General features: G+C 37.1%; 24 protein-coding genes. 20 read left to right on the top strand and 4 right to left on the bottom strand.

Annotated features, from left to right (window positions below):
• Positions 1 to 6: 6 nt before the first annotated feature.
• Both NST49_RS08865 and NST49_RS08860 read right to left on the bottom strand, forming a co-directional pair.
• Complete coding sequence (locus NST49_RS08865) at positions 7 to 876, bottom strand: polysaccharide deacetylase family protein (protein WP_341048148.1); 870 nt, start codon at positions 874 to 876, stop codon at positions 7 to 9.
• 26 nt (positions 877 to 902) lie between these two features.
• Positions 903 to 1,544: a YkyA family protein gene (locus NST49_RS08860; RefSeq protein ID WP_341048146.1), complete on the bottom strand. Its 642-nt coding sequence runs from the start codon at positions 1,542 to 1,544 to the stop codon at positions 903 to 905.
• A gap of 254 nt (positions 1,545 to 1,798) precedes the next feature.
• On the opposite strand from NST49_RS08860, the gene lspA reads away from it, so the two are divergent.
• The 10 genes from lspA (at position 1,799) to pyrE (ending at position 13,043) form a co-directional block, all read left to right on the top strand.
• Positions 1,799 to 2,260, top strand: a complete 462-nt coding sequence (gene lspA / locus NST49_RS08855; RefSeq protein ID WP_034536683.1) for a signal peptidase II — start codon at positions 1,799 to 1,801, stop codon at positions 2,258 to 2,260.
• Between the two features lie 48 nt (positions 2,261 to 2,308).
• The gene (locus tag NST49_RS08850) at positions 2,309 to 3,214 is read left to right on the top strand and encodes an RluA family pseudouridine synthase (RefSeq protein ID WP_034536686.1); all 906 of its coding nucleotides are present in this window, start codon (positions 2,309 to 2,311) and stop codon (positions 3,212 to 3,214) included.
• 232 nt (positions 3,215 to 3,446) lie between these two features.
• Complete coding sequence (gene pyrR / locus NST49_RS08845; RefSeq protein ID WP_023177971.1) at positions 3,447 to 3,998, top strand: bifunctional pyr operon transcriptional regulator/uracil phosphoribosyltransferase PyrR; 552 nt, start codon at positions 3,447 to 3,449, stop codon at positions 3,996 to 3,998.
• Between the two features lie 203 nt (positions 3,999 to 4,201).
• On the top strand, positions 4,202 to 5,137 hold the full coding sequence (locus tag NST49_RS08840; protein WP_023177972.1) for an aspartate carbamoyltransferase catalytic subunit: 936 nt from the start codon (positions 4,202 to 4,204) through the stop codon (positions 5,135 to 5,137).
• A gap of 41 nt (positions 5,138 to 5,178) precedes the next feature.
• A complete protein-coding gene (locus tag NST49_RS08835) occupies positions 5,179 to 6,471 on the top strand; it encodes a dihydroorotase (protein ID WP_341048140.1) in 1,293 nt (430 codons plus the stop codon).
• Positions 6,468 to 7,556, top strand: a complete 1,089-nt coding sequence (locus NST49_RS08830; protein WP_023177974.1) for a carbamoyl phosphate synthase small subunit — start codon at positions 6,468 to 6,470, stop codon at positions 7,554 to 7,556. Before NST49_RS08835 ends, NST49_RS08830 begins: the two co-directional genes overlap by 4 nt.
• Entirely contained in the window at positions 7,549 to 10,728 is a 3,180-nt protein-coding gene (carB, locus tag NST49_RS08825) for a carbamoyl-phosphate synthase large subunit (protein ID WP_341048137.1), read from the top strand. The genes NST49_RS08830 and carB overlap by 8 nt, the downstream gene beginning before the upstream one ends.
• A 45-nt stretch (positions 10,729 to 10,773) precedes the next feature.
• A complete protein-coding gene (locus tag NST49_RS08820) occupies positions 10,774 to 11,700 on the top strand; it encodes a dihydroorotate dehydrogenase (protein ID WP_341048135.1) in 927 nt (308 codons plus the stop codon).
• Positions 11,693 to 12,409, top strand: a complete 717-nt coding sequence (gene pyrF / locus NST49_RS08815) for an orotidine-5'-phosphate decarboxylase (protein WP_034536694.1) — start codon at positions 11,693 to 11,695, stop codon at positions 12,407 to 12,409. The genes NST49_RS08820 and pyrF overlap by 8 nt, the downstream gene beginning before the upstream one ends.
• A 1-nt stretch (position 12,410) precedes the next feature.
• Positions 12,411 to 13,043 carry an orotate phosphoribosyltransferase gene (pyrE, locus tag NST49_RS08810; RefSeq protein ID WP_043945303.1) on the top strand — a complete coding sequence of 211 codons (633 nt, stop codon included), beginning with the start codon at positions 12,411 to 12,413 and terminating at the stop codon, positions 13,041 to 13,043.
• A 76-nt stretch (positions 13,044 to 13,119) separates the two neighbouring features.
• Here pyrE and NST49_RS08805 read toward each other — a convergent pair whose 3' ends face one another.
• Positions 13,120 to 14,829, bottom strand: coding sequence for an NFACT RNA binding domain-containing protein (locus tag NST49_RS08805; protein WP_023177978.1), 1,710 nt, complete (start codon positions 14,827 to 14,829; stop codon positions 13,120 to 13,122).
• 197 nt (positions 14,830 to 15,026) lie between these two features.
• Here NST49_RS08805 and NST49_RS08800 point away from each other — a divergent pair, with 197 nt between their 5' ends.
• The 8 genes from NST49_RS08800 to NST49_RS08765 all read left to right on the top strand — a co-directional run bounded on the left by NST49_RS08800 (position 15,027) and on the right by NST49_RS08765 (position 21,393).
• Positions 15,027 to 15,719, top strand: coding sequence for a carbonic anhydrase family protein (locus NST49_RS08800; protein ID WP_023177980.1), 693 nt, complete (start codon positions 15,027 to 15,029; stop codon positions 15,717 to 15,719).
• A gap of 428 nt (positions 15,720 to 16,147) precedes the next feature.
• Entirely contained in the window at positions 16,148 to 17,125 is a 978-nt protein-coding gene (gene trpX / locus NST49_RS08795; RefSeq protein WP_341048126.1) for a tryptophan ABC transporter substrate-binding protein, read from the top strand.
• 32 nt (positions 17,126 to 17,157) lie between these two features.
• Positions 17,158 to 18,048: an ABC transporter permease gene (locus NST49_RS08790; protein ID WP_341048124.1), complete on the top strand. Its 891-nt coding sequence runs from the start codon at positions 17,158 to 17,160 to the stop codon at positions 18,046 to 18,048.
• Position 18,049: 1 nt separating this feature from the next.
• Complete coding sequence (locus NST49_RS08785; protein ID WP_023177986.1) at positions 18,050 to 18,874, top strand: ABC transporter ATP-binding protein; 825 nt, start codon at positions 18,050 to 18,052, stop codon at positions 18,872 to 18,874.
• 142 nt (positions 18,875 to 19,016) lie between these two features.
• Complete coding sequence (locus NST49_RS08780) at positions 19,017 to 19,457, top strand: MarR family winged helix-turn-helix transcriptional regulator (RefSeq protein ID WP_023177988.1); 441 nt, start codon at positions 19,017 to 19,019, stop codon at positions 19,455 to 19,457.
• Positions 19,458 to 19,531: 74 nt separating this feature from the next.
• A complete protein-coding gene (locus tag NST49_RS08775) occupies positions 19,532 to 19,846 on the top strand; it encodes a hypothetical protein (protein WP_023177989.1) in 315 nt (104 codons plus the stop codon).
• A 75-nt stretch (positions 19,847 to 19,921) separates the two neighbouring features.
• A complete protein-coding gene (locus NST49_RS08770; protein ID WP_023177991.1) occupies positions 19,922 to 20,440 on the top strand; it encodes a type 1 glutamine amidotransferase domain-containing protein in 519 nt (172 codons plus the stop codon).
• 359 nt (positions 20,441 to 20,799) lie between these two features.
• Positions 20,800 to 21,393 carry an ECF transporter S component gene (locus NST49_RS08765; protein ID WP_187948613.1) on the top strand — a complete coding sequence of 198 codons (594 nt, stop codon included), beginning with the start codon at positions 20,800 to 20,802 and terminating at the stop codon, positions 21,391 to 21,393.
• A gap of 46 nt (positions 21,394 to 21,439) precedes the next feature.
• Here the strand turns inward: NST49_RS08765 and NST49_RS08760 are convergent, their stop codons facing one another.
• Positions 21,440 to 22,417 carry a diaminopimelate dehydrogenase gene (locus NST49_RS08760; protein WP_341048118.1) on the bottom strand — a complete coding sequence of 326 codons (978 nt, stop codon included), beginning with the start codon at positions 22,415 to 22,417 and terminating at the stop codon, positions 21,440 to 21,442.
• A gap of 630 nt (positions 22,418 to 23,047) precedes the next feature.
• Between NST49_RS08760 and NST49_RS08755 the strand changes: the two genes are divergently transcribed.
• Positions 23,048 to 23,689 carry a YrrS family protein gene (locus NST49_RS08755; RefSeq protein ID WP_341048116.1) on the top strand — a complete coding sequence of 214 codons (642 nt, stop codon included), beginning with the start codon at positions 23,048 to 23,050 and terminating at the stop codon, positions 23,687 to 23,689.
• A 197-nt stretch (positions 23,690 to 23,886) separates the two neighbouring features.
• Positions 23,887 to 24,756, top strand: a complete 870-nt coding sequence (gene ypfJ / locus NST49_RS08750; protein WP_341048114.1) for a KPN_02809 family neutral zinc metallopeptidase — start codon at positions 23,887 to 23,889, stop codon at positions 24,754 to 24,756.
• Positions 24,757 to 24,772: the final 16 nt, after the last annotated feature.

Genomic DNA, 24,772 nt, shown 5'->3' with positions numbered 1-24,772 from the left:
ACTTGTTTAGTCCTCTCTTTCAGGTGTTTCAATAAGTTTAGGGTCAACTAATGTATACCCTTTGTCAATCAAGCCTTCAGCAATTGGTAAGACGGCTTCATTAGTCCATGTGCGATCATGCATCAATAAATTAGCCCCATCATTCAAATATTCTGTATTTAACATAATATCTGTTAAGGCTTCGCTAGTTTGGTAATCTGCTTCCCAATCGTATCCATAAGTCCAGTTCATTGAAACCATTCCTTCTTCAGACATAATAGCATCTGATGTTTCAGTTGTTACACCATGTGGTGCGCGGAAGAAGTGTGGCTTTTCACCTGTGACTTCATAAATCAATTCATTGGTTTTCAAAATTTCTTCTCGTTGTTCTTCAGAGCTGATCGTACTTAAATTGGGATGCGTTTGAGTATGGTTTCCAATTTCAAATCCCATATCATAAATTTGTTTCAATTTGTCTTTTCCTTCATCTGATTCTATGTACATACCGTTTACAAAGAAGATGGCAGGGGCATTAATAGATTTTAATTGTTCAGCTATATCTACTGCATGTTGATCAGGAGAATCATCAAAAGTTAATAGGGCTACTTTTGACTCAGTTTCTGCATCAATTGGTTCTACAACTGAGGTAACTGGGTTTATTTTATACTGAAATTCTTGTTGTTCATCAGGTGTTTCTTCTGTAGATTCCATTGAACTTTGAGCTGAGCTGCTTGCTTCGCTGGTTTCTGTTTCATCTGTACTACTAGATTGACTTTCAGTTACCTCAGAATTAAGTGAACTGCTAGTGTCGTTATCAGATTCAGATGATGCGGAAGGTTGACAGCCGCTTAAGACAAGTGCACTCATAAGGGATACACCAAGTAAGATAGTTTTCATGTTTTAAGTACTCCTTTACTGTAAGCTTATTTTGATGAGTCGTTTAATTTGTTCAAAGACTCGGTTGTAGCAGTTTGAGAATTTTGTACTTCCACTAGCTCTTTGTCTAATTGTAAAAGCAATTCTTTGGTTTTTGTATCGTGTTCAATGATAGTTTCCATACCTTCAGTAAGCGTATCATACGTTGCTTCTTCTTTACCTAATTCCGTAAAGTAAGTTTTTTGTTCTTCTAGTACTGTTTCATAATGAGTGACATATTCATCTAATGAAGCAGTTAAAGTTTCTATACTAGTGGTTAATTGATCCAATTCATCTTGTGGTAATTCATCACTCGTTTTTTCGTCTAAAAGGGTTTGTTCTTCTTTCATAGCAGTAGTTGCTTCTTTCAGTTCAGAAAGCGAAGTGGAACGTGCATCAACATTTTCAAAAACAGCAGAAGTTCCGTCTGCTAATGTGCTTAATGATTCATCTTCAGAAAGCGTAGTTTCAAAAGTTCCTTGTAAATTCTTTTCTTGCTCTGTAATGGCATTTAAGTCACTCACGATCTGTTCTTCTTGTGTCTTAACAGATGTAGTTGATTCTAAAGCTTCCGCTACGTCATCATTTCCACAAGCGGTTAAGAACAATGATACTGCAAATAGATTTGTTGCTAGATATCTTTTTTTCATTTTTTGCAAAACTCCTTTTTTGATTTAACTAAAATCAATTTAACGATTGAATAACAATACACACTTTCATCCAATCGTAAATAGATAAGCCCTTTACATTATAACAAACATTTACTAGTTTCTAAAACATTACGGTTGGTTATTTAATAAACCAAGAGACAAGACGAGGAAAATAAAAAACTATCTCTTAACTGGAGAATCATGTAAAATGGTAGAGTAAGTGTAAAACAGAATGAAATAAAGAGAGGGCTAATATGTTCATATATTATATCTTAGCTGCTATCATAGTAGCCGTTGATCAGTTTACTAAATTTTTAACCGTGCAAAACATTGACTTATATGAAATAGTTGAAGTTATACCAAATATCTTATCTTGGATGTATATTCAAAATGATGGAGCTGCTTGGAGTATTTTAGAAGGACAAATGTGGTTCTTTTATATTATAACCATTGTAGTCGTAGGTGTGGTTGTTTATTACTTGCAAAAATTCGGCAAACAAAGTCGCTTATTTTCAACTGCTTTGGCCCTTATTTTAGCTGGTTCACTGGGAAATTTTATTGACCGTATTCGATTTGAATACGTTATCGACATGGTTCGCTTGGAATTTATCAATTTTCCAATTTTTAATGTAGCCGATATGTCTTTGAGCATCGGCGTTGTCTTAATGATTATTTTTGTTTTCATGGACGAAAGAAATGAAAAAAAGAAACACTAAACCACCGTTTTATAACTAAAAAGGCGGTTTAAAAAAAGGAGACCCAACATGGTACAGGAACATAATTTTACGATCAAAGAAAAAACAGGCCGTTTAGACAAAGTGTTGTCTGAATTGATGCCGTCCGTTACTCGCTCACACATCCAACAATGGATCAAAGAAGGACATGTGACTGTAAATGGAGAAACGTTAAAAGCCAATTACAAAGTACAAACAGAAGACCACATCCATATCATCGAACCCGAACTTGTTTCTTTAGAAGTCCTTGCTGAAGATATTCCCATTGAAATTGTTTATCAAGATGAAGACGTTGTAGTGGTAAATAAACCTCAAGGAATGGTCGTTCATCCATCAGCTGGTCACCAAACAGGAACATTAGTTAATGCGTTGATGTATCATATCAATGATTTGTCTGGTATTAATGGAACCATTCGTCCAGGAATCGTTCACCGTATCGATAAAGATACATCTGGATTATTGATGGTTGCTAAAAATGACGCTGCTCATGAAAAATTAGCTGCTCAATTAAAAGACAAGACTTCTTTAAGAGAATATGTTGCACTTGTTCATGGTGTGATTCCACATGAAAAAGGAACCATCGATGCTCCTCTTGGACGCTCAAAACAAGATCGTAAAAAACAAGATATTATTGATGACGGTCGTGCAGCGGTGACTCATTTTAGAGTACTTGAACGCTTTAAAGATTTTACATTGGTTTCTTTGAAATTAGAAACTGGAAGAACCCATCAAATTAGAGTTCATATGAAATATATCGGTTATCCTTTAGCTGGTGATCCTGTCTATGGACCAAGAAAAACGTTAGAAGGCAAGGGTCAATTCTTACATGCTAAAACACTAGGCTTTAAACACCCAACAACAGAAGAATTCTTGACGTTTGAAGCACCGTTGCCAAAATTATTTGAAGATACATTAACGAAACTAAGACAGGATTAATTTTTTTATTTGACTTTTATAATCCAGCTCTGTATAGTCATTAATGACAGAAAAATAAACTATCCTTTAATCCTAGTCCTGTGAGACTAAGAAGGAGCATATTAAGAAAGGTGACCGCACCTTTTCTTAAACTTACTCAACGGTAATGTATGCCCTCTTTGACCATTAAAGGTTAGGAGGGCATTTTTTTTGCCAATCCTATTAAAGCGATATGAAAAGTGGAGGGGAAAACATGTCAATCAAATCAGAAGTAGAAGTAGTCGATCAAGCTGCTGTAAAACGTGCTTTAACTCGTATCACCTACGAAATCATCGAGAGAAACAAAGGAATCGATGACTTGATTTTAGTTGGAATCAAAACACGAGGCATTTATCTGGCTCGAAGAATTGCTGAACGTATGAAACAACTTGAAAATGTTGAGATTCCAGTAGGTGAATTAGACATTTCGCTTTATAGAGATGATGTTCATTCAAGTGAGGGAAATAATGACCCTACGATAAATGGATCAGATATTCCAGTATCTATTGAAGGCAAACAAGTGATATTAGTGGATGACGTTTTATTCACTGGGCGGACCATTCGTGCTGCGCTAGATGCTCTGATGGACATCGGTCGCCCGAGAAAAATTTCTGTAGCCGTATTAGTTGATCGAGGACATCGAGAACTCCCTATCCGTGCTGACTTTGTGGGGAAAAACATCCCTACTTCACTAGAAGAACAAATCAAGGTCGGTGTAGCAGAATTAGATGGAGAAGACCATGTGCTGATTCAAAAAATAAATTAAATAACTATTTAAGTGAAACTTTAAATTAGCCCTGTGAGACTAATAAGGTCACTACTATAATTGTACCCTGAATCACTACTGGTGAGTGCAGCCAGCAGAAGGGGGATTATTCTAGAACCTAAAGTTCTCATAAAACTTTAGGTTCTTTTTTTGTACCATTCGCTAAATGAATTAAACTAACCTTGATAAGGGAGGAACAAGAAATGACGGATATGTCTACATCCATTCTTTTAGACCATTTTGTTTCTGTGGAGGATCTAACAAACGACGAGGTTTTACAATTGATTAAACGGGCATCACAATTAAAAAAGGGTTCCGTTTCTCCGAAAGCAAATCCAAACCTATACGCTGTCAATTTATTCTTTGAAAACAGCACACGAACACATAAGAGTTTTGAAATGGCTGAAAAAAAATTAGGGATAGACATCATTGACTTTGAACCTTCAACTAGCAGCATCAAAAAAGGTGAAAGTCTCTACGACACTGTATTGACCATGTCAGCTATCGGTACAGATATCGCAGTTATTCGCGACAGTAAAGAATCTTTCTATACTGAACTCATCAACAGTCCATCCATTAACTGCTCAATTATCAACGGAGGAGACGGAACTGGTCAACATCCCAGTCAATGTTTGCTTGATCTGATGACGATCTATGAAGAATATGGTTATTTTAAAGGCTTGAAAATAGCCATTGTAGGAGATTTAAAGCATTCAAGAGTAGCCAAATCAAATATGCATATGCTGAAACGGCTAGGCGCAGAAGTTCTTCTCTCTGGCCCCGCAGAATGGATGGAAGAGACTTTTGATCAATATGGACAGTATGTCGAAATGGATGATTTAGTTACGCAAGTCGATGTCATCATGCTTTTGCGCGTCCAACACGAACGTCATCAGTCAACCCATGCGTCTCTAATTGATACTTATCTTGATAAATACGGACTTAACGAAACACGTGAAAAGAAAATGAAGCCAACAGCTATTTTGATGCACCCGGCTCCAGTAAACCGAGATGTCGAGTTGCAAAGCTCACTTGTGGAATGCGACCGATCACGCATTGTGACACAAATGTCTAATGGTGTATACGCCAGGATGGCAATTTTAGAAGCTATTATTGCTGGAAGGAACAAAGCTGGATAAAAAAATAAACCGACAATACTGTTACCTCAGGAGATGAAACCATGACGATCTGGATAAAAAATGCCCGAATAGTGAACCATAAAGAAGAGTTGCAGCCAATCGAACTGCTGATCCATCAAGATACCATTCAAGCCATAGGAGAAAACCTTGCATCTTTAAGTTTAAAAGCATATGAGGTCATTGATGCTGGTGGAGCATTGGTAACTCCAGGACTGATCGATGTCCATGTTCATTTAAGAGAACCTGGGTTTTCTTATAAAGAAACGATCAAAACAGGCACGATGGCAGCAGCCCGTGGCGGATTTACGACTGTATGTGCAATGCCGAATGTTGATCCAGAACCGGATACGGCTGAAAAAATGAAACAGCTTCAAGAAAAAATAGCACGAGATGCCGTGGTTAATGTCAAACAGTATGCTCCAATTACGATGGGGTTACGCAGCGAAATGCTCACCAATCAAACAGAATTGTTAGCAGCTGGAGCTTTTGCATTTACCAATGATGGAGTAGGGGTGCAATCAGCAGGTACGATGTACTTGGCAATGAAAGAAGCGGCTAAAAACAAAACAACGATCGTTGCTCATACTGAAGATGACTCTTTGTTATTTGGCGGTGTGATGCATGAAGGAAAACGCAATAAAGAATTAGGACTGCCAGGAATTCTAGCGCTAACAGAAGCCAGTCAAATTGCTCGTGATGTTCTTATCAGCGAAGCAACAGGTGCTCATTACCATGTCTGCCATGTGTCAACGAAAGAAAGTGTACGGGTCATTCGAGATGCAAAACGTGCGGGAATATTGGTTACTGCGGAAGTAACACCACATCATCTCCTATTAACGGAGGATGATATTCCTAATGATTCAAGTATCTATAAAATGAATCCACCACTAAGAGGGGAAGAAGATCGACAATCACTGATTGAGGGATTATTAGATGGCACAATCGACATGATTGCGACAGATCATGCACCGCATAGCAAAACAGAAAAAATGGGTGGCATGATTGGTTCTCCATTTGGAATCGTGGGCAGCGAAACAGCTTTTTCATTACTATACACGTCTTTAGTTGAGCCGGGAGTCGTAACTCTTAGACAGCTTATTGATTGGATGACGATCAAACCAGCCACTGTTTTTAAATTAGAAGGCGGAGCAGTAGAAATTGGACAAAAAGCAGACTTAGCTTTCTTTGACTTAGCAACGACCAAAGAAATCTTGGCTGAAGAGTTTCTTTCTTTAGCAACGAATACACCATTTATAGGGTGGAACGTTAAAGGGACAACGACAATGACGTTTGTCGGTGGGAAATTAGTGTATAAGGAGGGACCAATAAAATGAAACGTTTATTGCTATTAGAAGATGGAAGTATTTTTAAAGGGACTGGATTTGGTTCGGCAAATGATGCAACTGGAGAAGTTGTTTTCTCAACGGGCATGACGGGTTACCAAGAATCGATTACGGATCAGTCATACAATGGTCAAATGCTGGTGTTTACTTATCCATTGATTGGAAATGCAGGGATCAACCGTGATGATTATGAGTCGATTGATCCTACAACAAAAGCCGTTATCGTCAAAGAATTTGCACGGGTTCCTTCAAATTGGAGGAGCCAAATGAGTTTAGATGCATTTTTAAAACATAAAAACATCCCAGGAATAGCTGGTGTGGATACACGTAAACTAACACGGACGATTCGTGAACATGGAACTATGCGAGGGATGATCATTGATGCAGAGGACGACATCAAACATGCTTTTGACCAATTAAAAGCCATCGTTTTACCAACGAATCAAGTTGCACAAGTCTCCACAACGCGTTCATACGTGAGTCCTGGAAAAGGGAAAAATGTCGTCGTGATCGATTTTGGGTTAAAACACAGTATCTTAAACGAATTAAACAAAAGAGATTGTCATGTGACTGTATTGCCTTATCATACGACTGCAGAAACCATCTTAAGTTTAAATCCTGATGGCGTGATGTTGACTAATGGACCTGGAGACCCCTCATCATTACCAGATGTGCTAACGATGATTCAAGGGATACAAGATAAGCTGCCTGTCTTTGGTATTTGTTTAGGGCATCAATTGATTGCTTTAGCAAATGGAGCAAGTACCTTTAAAATGAAATTTGGTCACCGCGGGTTTAATCATCCGGTAAAAGAAATCGCAACAGGAAGAATCGACTTTACATCGCAAAATCATGGTTATGCAGTAGAAGCTGGTTCTGTCGATAAAGATAAATTGATCATCACTCATATCGAATTGAATGACGAAACAGTAGAGGGACTAAAACACCGCTATCTTCCAGTGTTTAGTGTCCAATATCATCCGGATGCTGCACCTGGACCGCACGATGCAGATCACTTGTTTGATCAATTTATGGAATTAATGGATGCTTGGAAGGAGACAAAAAAGAATGCCTAAACGGACAGATTTAACGAAGATTATGGTCATAGGATCAGGCCCAATTGTTATTGGACAAGCTGCTGAATTTGATTACGCAGGAACACAAGCGTGTCTTGCATTAAAAGAAGAAGGTTATGAAGTCGTACTGGTCAACTCAAACCCGGCTACCATTATGACCGATAAAGAAATTGCGGATAAAGTCTACATTGAGCCGATTACATTAGAATTTGTCTCACGCATATTACGTAAGGAACGACCAGATGCCATTGTTCCAACACTAGGCGGACAAACAGGTTTGAATATGGCAATGGAATTATCTAACTCAGGCATTCTTAAAGAATTAGACATTGAATTATTAGGAACAAAATTAAGTGCAATCGATCAAGCGGAAGACAGAGATTTATTTCGGAAATTGATGAATAAACTAAATGAACCTGTCCCAGAAAGCGAGATTGTTCATTCGGTTGAAGAAGCTTTGTCCTTCGCAGAACAAATTGGATTCCCCTTGATCGTTCGTCCGGCATTTACAATGGGCGGGACTGGTGGAGGAATTTGTGATAACGAGGAAGAGCTGAAAGAAATCGTTAAGAATGGATTGAAATTATCACCAGTGAACCAGTGTCTAGTCGAGATCAGTATTGCAGGGTACAAAGAAATCGAGTACGAAGTGATGCGTGATAAACATGATAATGCGATTGTTGTCTGCAATATGGAAAACTTTGACCCTGTTGGGATTCATACAGGAGATTCGATCGTGTTTGCTCCGACACAGACCTTAACGGATAAGGAACATCAACTGTTGCGTGATGCATCATTAAAAATCATCAGAGCGTTAGGTATCGAAGGAGGGTGCAATGTTCAACTAGCGCTTGATCCAGACAGTTTCAACTACTACATCATCGAAGTGAATCCTCGTGTTAGTCGGTCCTCAGCGTTAGCGAGTAAAGCAACAGGCTACCCGATTGCTAAATTAGCCGCAAAAATCGCAGTAGGACTTACACTCGATGAAATGAAGAATCCAGTAACTGGAACAACGTATGCTGAATTTGAACCAGCTTTAGACTATGTTGTTGCAAAAATCCCTCGATGGCCATTTGATAAGTTTGAACAAGGCGACCGCAAGCTAGGGACGCAAATGAAAGCCACCGGAGAAGTGATGGCAATTGGACGGACAATTGAAGAATCTTTATTAAAAGCGGTTCGTTCATTAGAAATAGGGGTATCTCATGTCTTATTAGAAGAAGCTACTTTAGCTACGGATGAAGACTTGATTGAAAAAATGATCAAAGCCGAAGATGATCGCTTATTTTATGTGGTAGAAGGCATCCGTCGCGGATATACGATAGAAGATTTAGCCAACTTAACCAAAATCGATTTATTTTTCTTAGATAAACTGCTCCATATCGTAGAACTAGAAGACGAACTAAAAGAAAATAAAGAAGATATTGATGTGCTGACTACAGCTAAACAATATGGTTTCTCAGATAAAGCTGTTGCGCAGTTATGGGACACCAATGAACAAGCTGTATCTACCTTACGTTATGAACATGACATTGTTCCAGTTTACAAAACTGTTGATACGTGTGCTGCAGAATTTGACTCTAATACACCTTATTTCTACAGTACCTATGAGGAAGAAAATGAAAGCATCGTTTCACCTAAACCTTCCGTCTTAGTTTTAGGATCAGGGCCGATTCGAATTGGACAAGGGGTTGAATTTGATTATGCTACGGTCCATTCTGTAAAAGCGATCCAACAAGCGGGTTACGAAGCCATTATCATGAACAGCAACCCTGAGACGGTTTCAACAGACTTCTCTATTTCGGATAAGTTGTACTTTGAACCGTTGACCTTAGAAGATGTGATGCATGTCGTTCGTCTAGAACAACCGATTGGAGTGATTGTCCAATTTGGTGGACAGACAGCCATTAATTTGGCCGAACCGTTGACTAAAATGGGAGTAACCTTACTCGGGACGAGCGTAGAAGATTTGGATAGAGCAGAAAATCGTGATTTGTTCGAACAAGCGTTGAATGAACTTGAAGTCCCTCAACCTTTAGGAGATACGGCTACCAATGAAAAAGATGCGGTAGTGATTGCCGATCGAATCGGTTACCCTGTGTTGGTTCGTCCCAGCTATGTTTTAGGCGGACGCGGTATGCAAATCGTAGACACGCAACCCGATTTAGAAAGCTACATGCGTAATGCTGTGAAAGCTTCTCCAGAACACCCAGTATTGATCGACCGCTACTTAGTTGGGAAAGAAGTTGAAGTAGATGCAATCTGTGACGGAGAGACCGTTCTGATTCCTGGCATTATGGAACACATCGAACGTTCAGGCGTCCATTCAGGTGATTCAATGGCGGTTTATCCCCCACAATCATTGTCAAAAGAACTGCAAGAGACGATTGTCGATTACACCACACGTTTGGCGCTCGGATTAAATTGTATGGGAATGATGAATGTCCAGTTTGTTATCCATGACAATACAGTTTATGTCATCGAAGTCAATCCTCGTGCCAGTCGGACAGTGCCATTCTTAAGCAAAGTAACCGGTATTCCGATGGCTCAAGTTGCAACTAAAGCCATTTTAGGCCAGTCACTCAAAGATCAAGGATATGGTAATGGTCTGTTTAAAGAATCAAAATTGATTCATGTCAAAGCTCCCGTATTCTCTTTCACGAAGCTGCAAAAAGTAGACGCACTCTTAGGACCAGAAATGAAATCCACTGGAGAAGTGATGGGAAGCGATGTTACACTAGAAAAAGCTCTTTATAAAGCCTTTGAAGGAAGTCATATGCACTTATACGATCATGGAACTGTCCTGTTTACCATTTCTGATGAGGACAAAGAAGAGGCGCTCACATTAGCCAAACGCTTTTATATGATCGGCTATAATGTGGTGACTACTGAAGGAACCGGAGATTATTTTGCAGAGCATCACATTCCAGTAACAAAAGTTGCAAAAATTCAACAACAAACATCTGAGACTGTCTTAGATGTGATTCAAGGAAATACCGTTCAAATGGTCATCAATACTATGACCACAGGAATCGGTGTAGTAAACGATGGAGAACTCATTCGGAAAACAGCGATTGAACAAGGCATTCCTTTGCTGACGTCGCTTGATACGGTATCAGCCATCCTGAATGTACTTGAATCACGTAACTTTATGACTAATCCGCTGTAATAAAATAAGTGACTAGTAAGAATAGAACTAAATGGGGGTTAATAAATGAATCGCTTAGCAGTAAAACTACCAGGATTAAACTTAAAAAATCCTATTATGCCAGCCAGTGGAACTTTTGGCTTTGGTGAACTCTATATGGATCAATATGATTATTCTATCTTAGGAGCTATCATCATTAAATCTACTACTATTGATGCAAAGGTAGGAAATGCTGATCCACGTTACCATCATTTAGATACAGGGGTTTTAAATGCTGTAGGATTGAAAAATCCTGGAGTGGACGTTATTGTAACTGAAAAGCTTCCGCCACTTGCTCAGTACGCTACACCTGTGATAGCAAGCGTTGCCGGAGCAACCATTGAAGACTATTGTGCAGTAGCAAAAAAATTGTGTCAGTCCCCTGTAGTCAAAGCACTCGAAATCAATGTTTCTTGTCCGAATGTGAAAGAAGGCGGCTTAACTTTTGGAGCTGATCCAGAATCAGTTTACGAAATGACAAAAGCGGTAAAAGCAGTTGCAATTGTGCCTATTTATATTAAGTTAACCCCAAACGTAACCAACATTGTAGAAATAGCACAAGCTGCCCAAAGAGGCGGAGCGGATGGAATCAGCATGATCAATACGTTATTAGGAATGAGTATTGATCTAAATACCAAAAGACCTATCTTAGCAAACAAAACAGGCGGTCTTTCAGGTACAGCGATAAAACCGATTGCTATCCGTATGGTCTATCAAGTATCTCGTGCAGTCTCCATTCCGATTATCGGCATGGGTGGCATTTCAACAGTTGATGATGTACTTGAAATGTTTATGGCTGGAGCCAACGCAGTAGCGATTGGAACGGCTAATTATGCTAATCCAATGATTTGTAAAGAGCTCATTGAAGCATTACCTAAGCGAATGGATGAATTAGGGATTGAATCGATTGAAGCATTAATAAAAGAAGTCAAGGAGGGTCAAAGGAATGACTAACAAGCCGATTATTGCATTAGACTTTCCAACTGTCCTTGAAGCTAAAGACTTTCTAAGTCATTTTGACAATGAGCCTTTGTTTGTAAAAGTAGGAATGGAATTATTTTATCAAAATGGGCCAGAGATCGTTACAATGATCAAAAACTCAGGTCATGACGTTTTCTTAGATTTAAAATTACACGATATCCCAAATACGGTTTACCGTTCAATGAAAGGATTAGCTTCACTAGGAATTGATATGGTAAATGTTCATGCAGCTGGTGGACAAATTATGATGGAAGCTGCGCTGGAAGGCCTTATTGCAGGAACAAATGAAGGAAAGAAACGCCCTAAATTAATCGCCGTTACCCAACTGACTTCTACCACAGAAGTCAGTATGCAACAAGAACAACTCATTTCTGCTTCATTAATGGAGAGTGTCGTTCACTACGCAAAATTAACACATATGGCTGGTTTAGATGGCGTTGTTTGCTCGGCATTGGAAGCCTTAACGATCAAACAACAAACCTCGAATAATTTCTTATGTGTGACACCGGGGATACGTCCAGAGGGAACAGATAGTGGAGATCAAAAAAGAGTTGCGACTCCAGCTGTTGCAAAAAAAGAAGGAGCTTCTTATATTGTCGTCGGACGACCTATCACCCAAGCAGAAGACCCCGTTCATATGTACCATGCTATAAAAGAACAATGGAATGGAGTGGGAAAGTAACATGATTAGTGAAAGAAAAATTGCTGAACAATTATTAACTATTAAAGCAGTCAGTCTAAACCCCACTCAACCGTTTACATGGGCCAGCGGAATAAAGAGTCCTATTTATTGCGATAACCGCATTACGATGAGCTATCCGGCCATACGTCGAGATATAGCAAAAGGGCTCGCAAATAAGATCAAACAGCACTACCCAGACGTTGAAGTCATTGCAGGGACAGCTACTGCCGGGATTCCACATGCTGCGTGGGTAGCAGAATTGTTAGACTTGCCGATGGTTTACATTAGAAGCAAAGCAAAAGATCATGGTAAAGGGAATCAAATTGAGGGTCGCATACAAGACCATCAAAAAATGGTTTTGATTGAAGACTTGATCTCTACTGGCGGTAGTGTTCTTGAAGCAGCACAAGCTGCTTCAAACGAAGGTGCACAAGTTTTAGGAGTTGCGGCCATTTTTACTTATGAATTGCCAATAGGGATCAAAAAATTTAAAGAAAATCAAATCGAGTTAACAACCTTAACCAACTATACGACCTTAATTGAAACTGCTTTAGACAAACAATTTATTACAGCAAAAGAGAGAGATTCTTTAGAAGAATGGAAAAAAGACCCTACACAATGGTCAATAAACTAACAAAAAAAGAAACACCAGCCTCTTTAATTTCAAGGGCAAGTGTTTCTTTTTAATTCAATAGATCCATGATCAGATCTTATACTTTTAAACGGTTCACTAATTCTTTATCTGGGGTAACATAGACTGTACGTTGACCTTCATAAATAACAAAACCAGGCTTTGCACCATTTGGTTTTCGTATTTTTTTCACTTCAACATAATCTACTGGAACAGATGCAGACAGCTGAGACTTAGAAAAATAAGCAGCAATATTAGCCGCTTCTAAAAGCGTTTCTTCACTTGGGTCAGCATCTTGAATAATAACATGTGATCCTGGAATGTTTTTTGTATGCAGCCAAATATCTGATTTCCGAGCCGTTTTTAAGGTTAGTTGATCATTTTGCAAATTATTTTTCCCAACTAAGATAGTTGTTCCGTCTGTAGCTTGATAGTGATCAGGTTGATTCAATTTCGCTTGTTTTTGTTTTTTCTTTGTTTTCTTTTTCTTCATATATCCTTGTTGGATCAATTCTTCTTTAATTTCAGCGATATCTTTTGGAGTAGCAAGTTCTAATTGAGTGGATACTGATTCTAAATAATTAATTTCCGCTTCAGTTAAACGCATTTGTTCATGAACGAATGCAATAGCATTTTTTAATTTTTGGTATTTCGAAAAATATTTTTGAGCGTTTTGAGAAGGTGTTTTTCTAGGGTCAAGCGGAATAGTCATCGGCGTTTCATCATCATAAAAATTTGTTAAGGTAACTTCTTTTTGTCCCTTAGTCATTTTATAAAGATAAGCCGTTAACAGTTCACCTCTAACTCTATAATCATCTGCTAATTCTGTTTCGTCTAAAGTATTTTTAAGTTTTTTCATTTTTTTCTTATTCCGTTGGAGCTCGGTTTGAATCAAATGAATAAGGTCTGACCCTTGTTGTTGAACACGATCTCTGTCAGCCTTACTTTCATAATAAGTATCCAATAATTCGCTTAAAGAAGGTTGGCTGACATGTTCTCCTTCGATACTTAAATAGGGAAGGGGAGTAAAAAATTCTTTTTTAGGTCCGATCGTTAACGTAGGATCGATATTTCCATTTCGAACGTTTTCCATAAATGAATCAAATAGGACCGATAAATTTTGAACATTGTTTTCACTACGGTGCATTAATTCTTTAGCTGTATCTGCACCAATACCTTGATACACGTGTTGAAGTCTCTTTTCATAAGACAATTCAGGATCTTCAAATGAGGTTAACAGCTCCTCTAATTCTGAACTGCTTGTTTCAAAAGGATTTAATTTATCTTGGTGTGGCGGTGCTTGATACGTTGCACCAGGCATAATAAAACGATACGAATTTTGACTGGCAGGAACGTGTTTGATCGTGTCTAGAATACGTTGAGTATCTTGTTCAATCAATAAAATGTTACTATGGCGTCCCATTAACTCGACAATTAAAATAACGTTTTGTACATCTCCAATCTCATCTCGGCTTTTGAACCTAAAATGGATGACACGATCATTTCCGACTTGTTGAATGTCTTCTAAGATAGCTCCTTCAAGATGTTTTCTGGTGATCATGCAAAAGTTTGGAGGTGAGCTAGGATTTTCGTAAGGAATCTCTGTTAACTGAATACGTGCGTAACTCGGATGAGCGGATAAGAGCAACTTATGATTTTTTCCATTTGCACGCATAATTATAATGAGTTCATTTGGATAAGGTTGATGGATTTTTGATACTCGTCCATTTTTTAGTGCTTTACTTAATTCATCTACCATCGCATGGGTAAAAATACCATCAAATGACATTTGTTTCCCTTCTTTCCTAATCAATTGGTTCGATTGATTCTAGAGTATTAATAGAGTCAATTCATACTAATAGTGCTGTATTTATCATTATACCATTTTTTAGATAAAAATAGTTGGGAGAAAATTCAGGTCAATTAGTTGCAATCATTTAATAAAAAAAGCTACAATATATTTTGGGAGCTTTAGGAGGGAAACTTATGGAATGGAATTATGAAGGAGATAGAGGACCAGATAAGTGGAAAAATATTTGTTCAGCTTTTTATCAAGCAGAAACAGGAAGTTTGCAATCGCCAATAGCGCTCAATGACGATCCGCAACTATTATCTATCAGTCAGGATCTATTAACTTTTAACTACAGTAAAACGGTTTTTGAAACGTCTTTTTTTAATCACACAGTTCATTTGTCACCAAAAACAAAAGAAAAAACAAATATTATTGAATTTAATCATAAAAAATATTTTTTAGAAGACCTACATTTTCATTTGCCAAGTGAACACGAAATCAATCAAAAATCATTTCCACTTGAATTTCATCTTGTTCATCGTTCGGTACATAATGAGCTTCTTGTTGTTGGAGTAACCGTGTTGCCTTCTGAACGGCCTATAAACACAACTTTAGCAGCATTAGATGACAAAGCTTTAAATGCTGGTGGAGGTTTGAGCGTTCCAATTGATTTAGATCGTTTGTTACCTGAAAACAAACAGTTCTATCACTACACAGGATCGTTAACAACGCCGCCAACTTCAGGTCCAGTTGAATGGATCGTATTCCGTCAGCAATCTTTTATGAGGCAAGGATTGCTTCAAGCTTTCAAGAAGAATATCGGAAAAACAAACCGACCATTACAGCCAATAAAGAATAGACCTATTTATTTATCGATTGACGAATAGTTAGCAAAAGTTTGTATTTCTCTTGACACAAAAGCAATCAACTAGTAAGATTGCTTTAATAGAAAAACGACAAAGGAGTTCTGATGATGCGTATCCACCTATCTAATCGTGTACAAATGAATAGCAGTTGGCAAAGCCAAGATAGATAGGTTGATCCATGAGAACGCTCATAGATACAACCTTCAGTATACTGAATGTATGTATCTATGTTGGTTTATTTGAAGATATATTTTACTTCCGATCCACATAGAGAGAATAGTTATTCTATTTCTATGTGGTTTTTGTTTGCTAAAACAGCTACCACGCATTTTGTGGCAGCTGTTTTTTTTATAATCTACTTTTGGGGTGATGATTAGAATGGAAAAGAAACGATGGCGATTTTGTTGAGCATAATCATATAAGAATGAATAACTACTGGAGGATAAAAAATGAAAAAAATGTTTGGTTTTATTATTTGTTTGACGGCACTTCTAACGGTTGCTTTTTTTACTACTTCAAATGAAACAACAACTCCTGATAATGATGTACCAATGGTTGGGATTTTACAATTAACGAGTCACCCGGCTCTAGATCTTATTTATCAAGGAACGGTAGACGCTTTAAATGAAGCAGGTTATATCGACGGAGAAACAGTGCTATTGGATTTTCAAAATGCTCAAGGAGATCAAAGTAATTTAAATTCTATGAGTACCCGTTTTGTTAGCCGAGGGGCAGATGTTATGGTGGGTATTGCTACTCCATCAGCACAAGCCTTAGCTAATAGTTCAAAAGAAATACCAATTGTTCTTGGAGCTGTTACCGATCCTGAAGGTTCTGGGTTAGTTGAAAGCAATGAAGCGCCTGGTGGAAATATCACGGGTGTTAGTGACCTTACTCCGATTAAAGAACAATTTTCTTTGATCAAAGAAATTTTACCTGATGCTCAAACAATTGGAATTTTATATTCATCTAGCGAAGATAATTCTATTGTTCAAGCCGAACAAGCAATAGATATCGCGACAGAGATGGGTCTTGAAACCCAAATTATGACAGTATCTTCTACAAATGATGTTGCTCAAGTCGGTGCAACTCTAGCTTCTCAAGTAGATGCTATCTGGGTGCCAACAGATAACACGATAGCCAGTGCAATGAATACATTGGTAACGGCTGCCGATTCAAACACGATTCCTATTTTTCCAGCTGTAGATACTATGGTGGAAGAAGGCGGTCTAGCTACTGTAGGATTAGATCAATATGAATTAGGGCGTTTGACTGGGGAAATGGTTGTAGCTATTTTAAATGGCGAATCCGATCCATCGACTACACCCATTCAATATTTAGACCAAGGTGATATTATTATCAACGAAGAAAAAGCTAAGGAATTAGGTATTAAGATACCCACTCATTTATTAGAACAAATGAAATAAACTAGATCACTTATTAGAGCGGAGGAAAGTAAATGGATTTAATCGTTACTGCAACAGCACAAGGGCTATTATGGGGAATGATGGCTTTAGGTATTTTTATTACTTACCGGATTTTAGATTTGCCAGATATGACAGCAGAAGGATCATTTCCTTTAGGAGCAGCTGTATGTGCTCAACTAATCATTTCAGGTATCCATCCTTTAGCTGCAACGGCTGTGGCTTTCTTAATAGGGTCTTTGGCTGGAGCTGTTACTGGTTTCTTAATTACAAAAGCTCATATACCTGGTTTGCTAGCTGGGATTTTGACAATGACCGGGTTATATTCTATTAATTTGCGAATTATGAAGCGTGCCAATTTAAGTTTACTTGGAAAAGCCAAATTAACAGACTTTTTTAATCGATTAAACTTGCCAAATCAATTTGATACAATTTTTATGGGGCTCATTCTTGTGGTGCTTATCATCACATTACTTGTTTTATTCTTTAAAACAGAAATTGGTCAAGCCGTTATTGCTACAGGAGACAATGAAAAAATGGCCCGTTCGCTCGGTATCTCTACTAACCAAACAAAAATGATAGGACTGATGCTTTCTAATGGTTTGGTTGCTGCTGCTGGGGCACTTATTGCTCAAGACAATGGTTATGCGGATATCAGTATGGGAATCGGTACAATAGTGATTGGCTTAGCTTCAGTTATCATTGGTGAAGTTGTTTTTGGAAATCTCTCTTTTGTACATCGACTTATCTGTGTGATCTTAGGCGCTATTATTTATCGTTTTATCATCATGTTTGTCTTGTTGATCGGTTTACAGCCAAATGATTTAAAACTCATCTCAGCGTTTATTTTAGCTATTTGTCTGGCATTACCGAGCATACGTACGAGATTTAATTTGAATTTCTTTCAAAAAAAGGAGCTGATGTAAAATGACCGTCAAACCAGTCTTATCATTAAGGGAAATTACGAAACAATTCAATAAGGGTACAGCTAATCAAAATACTGTATTAAACAAGTTGAATTTAGAAGTGAAAAAAGGCGATTTTATTACAATCATAGGTGGAAACGGTGCTGGTAAGTCTACTTTACTAAATAGTATTGCTGGAAATTTTATGATCGACAATGGAAAAATCTTGTTAGGCGATAAAGAACTAACTACAGTAAAAGAAGAAAAAAGAGCTGGTTTTATCGGACGCGTCTTCCAAGATCCAGTAATGGGAACTGCTCCTCGAATGACAGTTGGAGAAAATCTAGCTATTGCTTATAGAAGAGGCAAGAAGAGATCTTTACGAAAAGGTACAACGGATAAAGAGCGGGAGTATTTTAAAAGCATTTTATTTGAATTAGGTCTAGGCTTAGAAAATAGGTTAGATAGTGAAATGGGCTTATTATCAGGTGGGCAAAGACAAGCTATTGCATTATTAATGGCTACCATGAATAAACCGGAACTTTTATTGTTAGATGAACATACAGCAGCTTTAGATCCAAAAACAGCTAAAGTAGTCTTACAACTTACTAAAAAACGAGTAGAACAAGAACAGTTAACAACTTTAATGATTACTCATAATATGAATGACGCTTTAACGTATGGAAATCGATTGATTATGTTAGATGAAGGACAAGTCATTGTTGATCTTTCTGGTGAAGAAAAAATAAATCTGACGGTTGCTGATGTGTTGGTTCTTTTCCAAAAGGCTACGGATAAAAATAATTCTTCAAGTCAATTAACAGATGAACTTTTATTAAGTCGATAACGCAAGATGAGTTTAATTTATAGAAGAGATTGAGACTGCTGTCTCAGTCTTTTTTTGTATAACTATACTTTTTAATTAGATAGTTGTATAATACATATAAATTAATTGTATATTGCAACGATGTTGAGAAAGGTGGCTTTTAATGGAATCCCAACAAGAAACACCGATTTTTTTATTAATTCAACGTTTTACAGAATTTAACCAGAATTATTCGAAATTGGAAAAAGAGTTGCTCCGAAAACACAACCTTACAAAGTCTGGTTATTCAATTATGACAGTTATTAAAGATGAAAAAATAACGTTAAAAGAGTTAGTAAATCTATCTGAGTTGGATAAATCGACTTTAAGCAGACAAGTGAAAAGTTTAGAAAAAAAAGAGCTGCTTATCAAAGAACTAGGCACTGACAAACGGTATAGTTTTCTTTCTTTAACTTCAGAAGCTCGTCAACTTATATTAACTGTCTCATTTGAACTTGAAAATGCTTATAGTCAAATTTTTAAAAGCTGGCCAGCAGATGAAAAACAACTTTTACTAGTGCTGATGGGCAGAGTTAATCGAAGCATTCAATCTTTTAATAGTTGAAGCAGAAGTATTTTACAAGACAGTTTAAAATCTTTACAATTAAAGAGAGAAAATGGATAAAAGGTGGTTAAGAGATGGATTCGAAAACGCTTAATAATTTATCGAAAGAAGAGTTAATAGAACTTGTCATCAGTCAAAGTGAAGAATTAAAAGAACAAGATGTTCATTTAGAGGCTGAAGTTGAAGAAAATCGGTTTATAAAAAGCCTTGGGTTTGTAGATGGATACAAAGATTACCAATCTTATTTTATCCGTTTTTTTGAAGACGAGAGTGAAGGAACAGCAAAAAAAGGCAGCATTTTCTTAGGCATTTTAGAAGATTTCATTAATGACTATGGTGGTGAACCCGTTCGTGAACTAATCGAGGAATTTACCGAAGATCATATTTGATTTTACAGATGTTTGCACTCTTTTAGCAGAATTGATAGACTGCTAGTAAGAATTAAAAATTTAGGAGGAATAAATGTGCCTTTAGAAAATAAGAAAATCATTGCGTTAGTTAGTGACGATTTTGAAGATTTAGAATTATGGTATCCTGTTTTACGTTTAAGAGAAGCTGGAGCAACCGTTCATTTAGTAGCTGAGAAAAAAGAAACTGTTTATCACGGAAAATATGGTGTACCAGTGACATCGGATTATAGTTTTGACGAAGTGACTAAAGAAGAATATGACGGAATCTTAGTACCAGGGGGCTGGTCACCAGATAAATTAAGACGCTTCCCGAAAGTAATTGAATTTGTTCAATATTTTAATCAACAAAAGAAACCGATTGGACAAATTTGCCATGCTGGTTGGGTGTTGATTTCAGCTGGAATCCTTAATGGTGTAAATGTTACGAGTACACCAGGCATTAAAGACGATATGACGAACGCAGGAGCTATTTGGCATGATATCCCAGCTATAACAGATGGACACATCATTTCAAGTCGCAGACCTCCAGATCTTCCTGAATATATGAAACAATACATTGCTGCATTTGAATAGACCTGCTTTTTGGAGCACTCTTTAGAAACAACATTTATATATATTAGAAGAGGCTGGGATTTTTGTCCTAGCTTTTCTTTTTTTTTTAAATTTTTTTAAAATTAATACATTACATAAGATGTGAAAAAAAGCGATACTATTGGTTTCATTTACTGTTCATTGGTATCGTCTTATACAAACAAATACGAAATACCCTTACTAAAAAAAACAAATCATAGTTACCTTTCAAGGAACAGCATACTTTTTCCAATAGAAAAATCTCTGTCTTTTCGTTAAGAAGAAAAAGAATTATAATGATATTCTTAATCAAATAATGTAAAATAACAATGTATACATTTAGATAGAAAGAAGGGATTAAGGTGTACCAAAAAAATAAAAGCGCTTATAGAACCGCTATTTTAGGTATTCTTACAGCTATCATTATTATTCAAAATTTTGTTCCATTACTGGGGTATATTCCTATTCCTCCTTTAAATCCTACTATCATCCATATTACAGTTATTGTTGTTTCTCTTACACTTGGAACAAAAGATGGTATGATTATTGGTTCTGTTTGGGGTATCACACGAATGGTCAAAGCCTTTACAATGCCTGCTTCGCCATTTGACTATTTTTTATGGCGAAACCCGATTATAGCTGTTATTCCTCGCATTATGGTAGGTTTCGTAGCTGGATATGTTTATAATATATGTAAAAAAAGAATGAAAAATGATTCAACCGCTATGATTATTTCTTCTGTTTTGGCGTCACTAACGAATACTATTATGGTGCTCGGACTGATTTATATTATTTACGGTGAGACTTATGCATCGCTTTTAGAAGTTGATTTTTCAAATCTTTTAGGTGTGTTAGGAACCGTTGTTTTAACGAGTGGAATAGGCGAGGCGATAGCCGCTGCCATTATCGCACCGATCATCGCACGTCCATTAAAGAAATTTAGGCCTCAAAAATAAAAAAGTATCCCATTAGAAGCAGTTGATCTTCTAATGGGATTTTCTTTTATAATAATTCTTTTCTTAGTTGTTCAGGAGATTTATCTGATAAGTAAGCCATAGGGACATCTAATACACTAAATGCACCTGTTTTTGCTTCATTTTTAAGCTTGACTACTGCTCGTGCATAAGCCACTAGAATAGAAGACGTAAATTCTGGATTACTTTCTAATTCAAGTTGGAATTCAGCTTTTTGTTTGCTTCCAGTTTCTGATTCTCCCGTACGGATAACGAATCCACCATGAGGCATTTGTTGGTGATCTGTTTCAAATTGTTCTTCGTCAATAAAATGAACGACTGTTTCATAAGGTTCAAAATAATTTGGCATTGATTTGATTGTTTGTTCAATTTCTGTTTGATTTGCGCCTTCTTCAGAAACAACGTAGCAAATACGCATGTGTTTTTCGCGAGTAGATAGCTCAGGGTTCAGACCTGTACGAACTTCTTCTAAAGCTTTATCCAATGGCACAGTGTATTGAACACCTTTTTTCACTCCAGTTACACGTCGAATAGCATCAGAGTGACCTTGGCTCAATCCTTTGCCCCAAAAAGTATATGTTTGTCCTACAGGAAGAACAGCTTCAAATAATGCTCGGTTGATTGAGAATAAACCTGGATCCCAACCTACAGAGATAATACTGACGTTTTGGCCAATTTTAGCTGAACTATCCATACTTGCAAAGTAGTCCGGTATTTTTCCATGGTTGTCATAACTATCAATGGTTGAAAAATGTTTTGCTAGTTCTGGCCCTTGCTCTGGCAAGTCAGTAGCTGATCCACCACATAATAGTAAAACGTCAATAGCATCTTTGTAATCTAAAATATCGTCTATACTAACTGTAGGCAAGTTTGAGTCTACAGTTGCAGGATTACGTCTAGTAAAGACTGCAACACCTTGCATATCTTTAAATTGTTTAATTGCTAGTTCGACACCTTTGCCAATATTGCCGTAGCCAACTAAACCGATTCTAATTTTTTGAGTCATTTTATTTATCTCCAATCTATAGTTGAAATGTCATCGTTCACTTTTAGTATAATCGATATTAGAACAGATTCCAATAAAGGGATAAAAAAGAACAAACGTTTCATCTTCATTTCTTTTTTGTTTTCACATATGGTATAATTTAAAGCGTAGAAAAGTTTAAGGCGGTGGCTAACTCTTGTAAAATGGGGTGATGCCAATGTTTTTTGTTTGGGCTTTCCCTAGAAAGGAAAACTCATGAGCATTTATGAGGCACTGATGTTTGCATTAGCTTTTGCAACTCTTGTTTTAAAAATCTCGTCAAACAAAAAAAAGTAACCGTCTAAGCTTTAGCGAGTAGGACGATTACTTTTTGTATTAAGTTCTATAGTAGCTGCCGTCTTTAACGGTTCTATTCTAAAGAGGGGTATGTTGACGCATATCTCTCTTTTCATATCTAGTTTAGCATGGATCTTTGGCTTTTTCAAATAAAATCACTATTTTAACCGTATGACAAACAAAAAGAAAAAAATAAAAACGAAACAGAATAGTAATACTAGTTTAACGTTTTTAATCTATTTCAATGTTATACTGGTTAAGAAGTTTTTCAGTAACAAAACTAAGTCAATGACCTTTATAGATTGGAGCATGAACATGAAAGATTCTAAAGATAATAAAAAGAATACTCGTTCAAACAAATACGATAAAGAAAGAAAAACGATAAAGATATTAACCGTAGCAGTGATTATTGCAGCATTAGTTGTAATCGGATTGGTAGTTATGTCACTTTTTAGTGGTGGAGATGAGCCACAAGAGGTAACAAAAGAAAGTTCAAGTGTGATAATAAAAGATACAGAAAGCTCAAAACAAAGTGAATTGACAAGTTCTGAAGCTAGTTCTGAATCATCTGAAAGCGAGTCAAGCGAGTCCGAAGAAAGTCAAGAATCAGAATCTGTTGAAACAAAAGAAACAGAACCAACTGACGAAAATGTAACAGAAGCATATACTGGTGACTGGAAACCAGTTGAAACAGAGCAAGAAGGGGAACACACCACAAATTTTAATGATGGATCTCAAGATCGTATTGAAATCAAAAAAGCTGCTTCAGTTGCAACAGGCTTAAATGAGTCAGATATGATTGAATGGTGGGTCGAAAATAGTGGGGAAGGACAGGTAGTAGCTACTGTTTCAGATAGTGCCCAAACCAAAAATTATCGTGTTTATTTAAAATGGGTAGATGATCAAGGATGGCAACCAACGAAAGTCGAACAGTTAAAAGAAAATGATAAACAATAAACTTAAAAATTAAATTCAAAAACTGGTATTAAAGCGAATGATGGCTTAGTACCAGTTTTTTTCGTGTATTTTAATCTGATTTATTGAATAGGGATAATAAGTAGCTTAACAAGCGCTTTTCATTTCTGTTCTGAGTAGAAAAGATGATATGATAGTCTTAAGTATCAATAACTTAAATGTATGTGGGGAATGAGACTATGCGTTGGAAAGATAGAAGAAAAAGTAATCATGTAGAAGATCGCAGAGGAAAAAGTACTAGTGGTAAGACGTTAGTTGGGGGTGGAATAGGCGGGGTCCTTATTCTGTTGGCGTTCACTTTTTTAAGTGGCGGAAATTTTGGTGATTTTTTAAACTCCGTTGTATCAGATCCTGGTGGAAATACAGCGACTGGTTCCTATCAAGAAACCGAAACAGAATCTGAGCGAGCTGATTTTGTTTCGGTAGTCCTAGCAGATACAGAAGATGTTTGGACGGATGTTTTTCAAGAGTATGGATATGAGTATCAAGAACCAACTTTAGTGCTTTTTTCTGGATCAGTTCAGTCAGCATGTGGTGTCGCAGGTTCTTCAACAGGTCCGTTTTATTGTCCAGGAGATGCTAATTTGTATATTGATTTAAGCTTTTATGATGAATTAAGCCAACAGTTCAATGCTCCAGGAGATTTTGCAATGGCATATGTCATTGCTCATGAAGTAGGTCATCATGTTCAAACTCAGTTAGGACTGACAGAGCAACTAAATATCTTACGGAACGAGCTAAGTGAAACAGAATTTAATAAATACCAAGTTCGGTTTGAGCTACAAGCAGATTATTTTGCAGGTGTTTGGGCAAACTATGCTCAAGGGTTAGGCTACTTAGAAGAAGGAGACTACGAAGAAGCTATCAATGCTGCAGGTGCAGTAGGAGATGATCGTCTTCAACAACAAGCACAAGGATACGTTGTTCCTGAAAGTTTTACTCATGGTACTTCTGAGCAAAGAATGTATTGGTTTGAACGCGGATTTGAATCTGGTAATTTAGAAGATGGAGATACATTTGACGGAAATGCAAAATTTAAACTTCCATAAAAAGTTTCTAGATTTC

It is taken from the genome of Carnobacterium sp. FSL W8-0810 (genome assembly GCF_038007125.1).
Lineage (GTDB): Bacteria > Bacillota > Bacilli > Lactobacillales > Carnobacteriaceae > Carnobacterium_B > Carnobacterium_B inhibens.
This window is presented reverse-complemented; position numbering and strand designations above follow the sequence as displayed.

What these genes read in the sequence shown, in the direction of transcription:
- NST49_RS08850 (WP_034536686.1), top strand. Translation starts at nt 2,309, where the DNA reads ATGGTACAGGAACATAATTTTACGATCAAAGAAAAAACAGGCCGTTTA.
- NST49_RS08760 (WP_341048118.1), bottom strand. Translation starts at nt 22,417, where the DNA reads ATGACTCAAAAAATTAGAATCGGTTTAGTTGGCTACGGCAATATTGGC.
- NST49_RS08780 (WP_023177988.1), top strand. Translation starts at nt 19,017, where the DNA reads ATGGAATCCCAACAAGAAACACCGATTTTTTTATTAATTCAACGTTTT.
- NST49_RS08830 (WP_023177974.1), top strand. Translation starts at nt 6,468, where the DNA reads ATGAAACGTTTATTGCTATTAGAAGATGGAAGTATTTTTAAAGGGACT.
- NST49_RS08785 (WP_023177986.1), top strand. Translation starts at nt 18,050, where the DNA reads ATGACCGTCAAACCAGTCTTATCATTAAGGGAAATTACGAAACAATTC.
- trpX (WP_341048126.1), top strand. Translation starts at nt 16,148, where the DNA reads ATGAAAAAAATGTTTGGTTTTATTATTTGTTTGACGGCACTTCTAACG.
- carB (WP_341048137.1), top strand. Translation starts at nt 7,549, where the DNA reads ATGCCTAAACGGACAGATTTAACGAAGATTATGGTCATAGGATCAGGC.
- NST49_RS08840 (WP_023177972.1), top strand. Translation starts at nt 4,202, where the DNA reads ATGACGGATATGTCTACATCCATTCTTTTAGACCATTTTGTTTCTGTG.
- NST49_RS08775 (WP_023177989.1), top strand. Translation starts at nt 19,532, where the DNA reads ATGGATTCGAAAACGCTTAATAATTTATCGAAAGAAGAGTTAATAGAA.
- NST49_RS08805 (WP_023177978.1), bottom strand. Translation starts at nt 14,829, where the DNA reads ATGTCATTTGATGGTATTTTTACCCATGCGATGGTAGATGAATTAAGT.
- pyrE (WP_043945303.1), top strand. Translation starts at nt 12,411, where the DNA reads ATGATTAGTGAAAGAAAAATTGCTGAACAATTATTAACTATTAAAGCA.
- NST49_RS08755 (WP_341048116.1), top strand. Translation starts at nt 23,048, where the DNA reads ATGAAAGATTCTAAAGATAATAAAAAGAATACTCGTTCAAACAAATAC.
- lspA (WP_034536683.1), top strand. Translation starts at nt 1,799, where the DNA reads ATGTTCATATATTATATCTTAGCTGCTATCATAGTAGCCGTTGATCAG.
- ypfJ (WP_341048114.1), top strand. Translation starts at nt 23,887, where the DNA reads ATGCGTTGGAAAGATAGAAGAAAAAGTAATCATGTAGAAGATCGCAGA.
- pyrR (WP_023177971.1), top strand. Translation starts at nt 3,447, where the DNA reads ATGTCAATCAAATCAGAAGTAGAAGTAGTCGATCAAGCTGCTGTAAAA.
- NST49_RS08865 (WP_341048148.1), bottom strand. Translation starts at nt 876, where the DNA reads ATGAAAACTATCTTACTTGGTGTATCCCTTATGAGTGCACTTGTCTTA.
- NST49_RS08835 (WP_341048140.1), top strand. Translation starts at nt 5,179, where the DNA reads ATGACGATCTGGATAAAAAATGCCCGAATAGTGAACCATAAAGAAGAG.
- NST49_RS08860 (WP_341048146.1), bottom strand. Translation starts at nt 1,544, where the DNA reads ATGAAAAAAAGATATCTAGCAACAAATCTATTTGCAGTATCATTGTTC.
- NST49_RS08790 (WP_341048124.1), top strand. Translation starts at nt 17,158, where the DNA reads ATGGATTTAATCGTTACTGCAACAGCACAAGGGCTATTATGGGGAATG.
- NST49_RS08820 (WP_341048135.1), top strand. Translation starts at nt 10,774, where the DNA reads ATGAATCGCTTAGCAGTAAAACTACCAGGATTAAACTTAAAAAATCCT.
- NST49_RS08800 (WP_023177980.1), top strand. Translation starts at nt 15,027, where the DNA reads ATGGAATGGAATTATGAAGGAGATAGAGGACCAGATAAGTGGAAAAAT.
- pyrF (WP_034536694.1), top strand. Translation starts at nt 11,693, where the DNA reads ATGACTAACAAGCCGATTATTGCATTAGACTTTCCAACTGTCCTTGAA.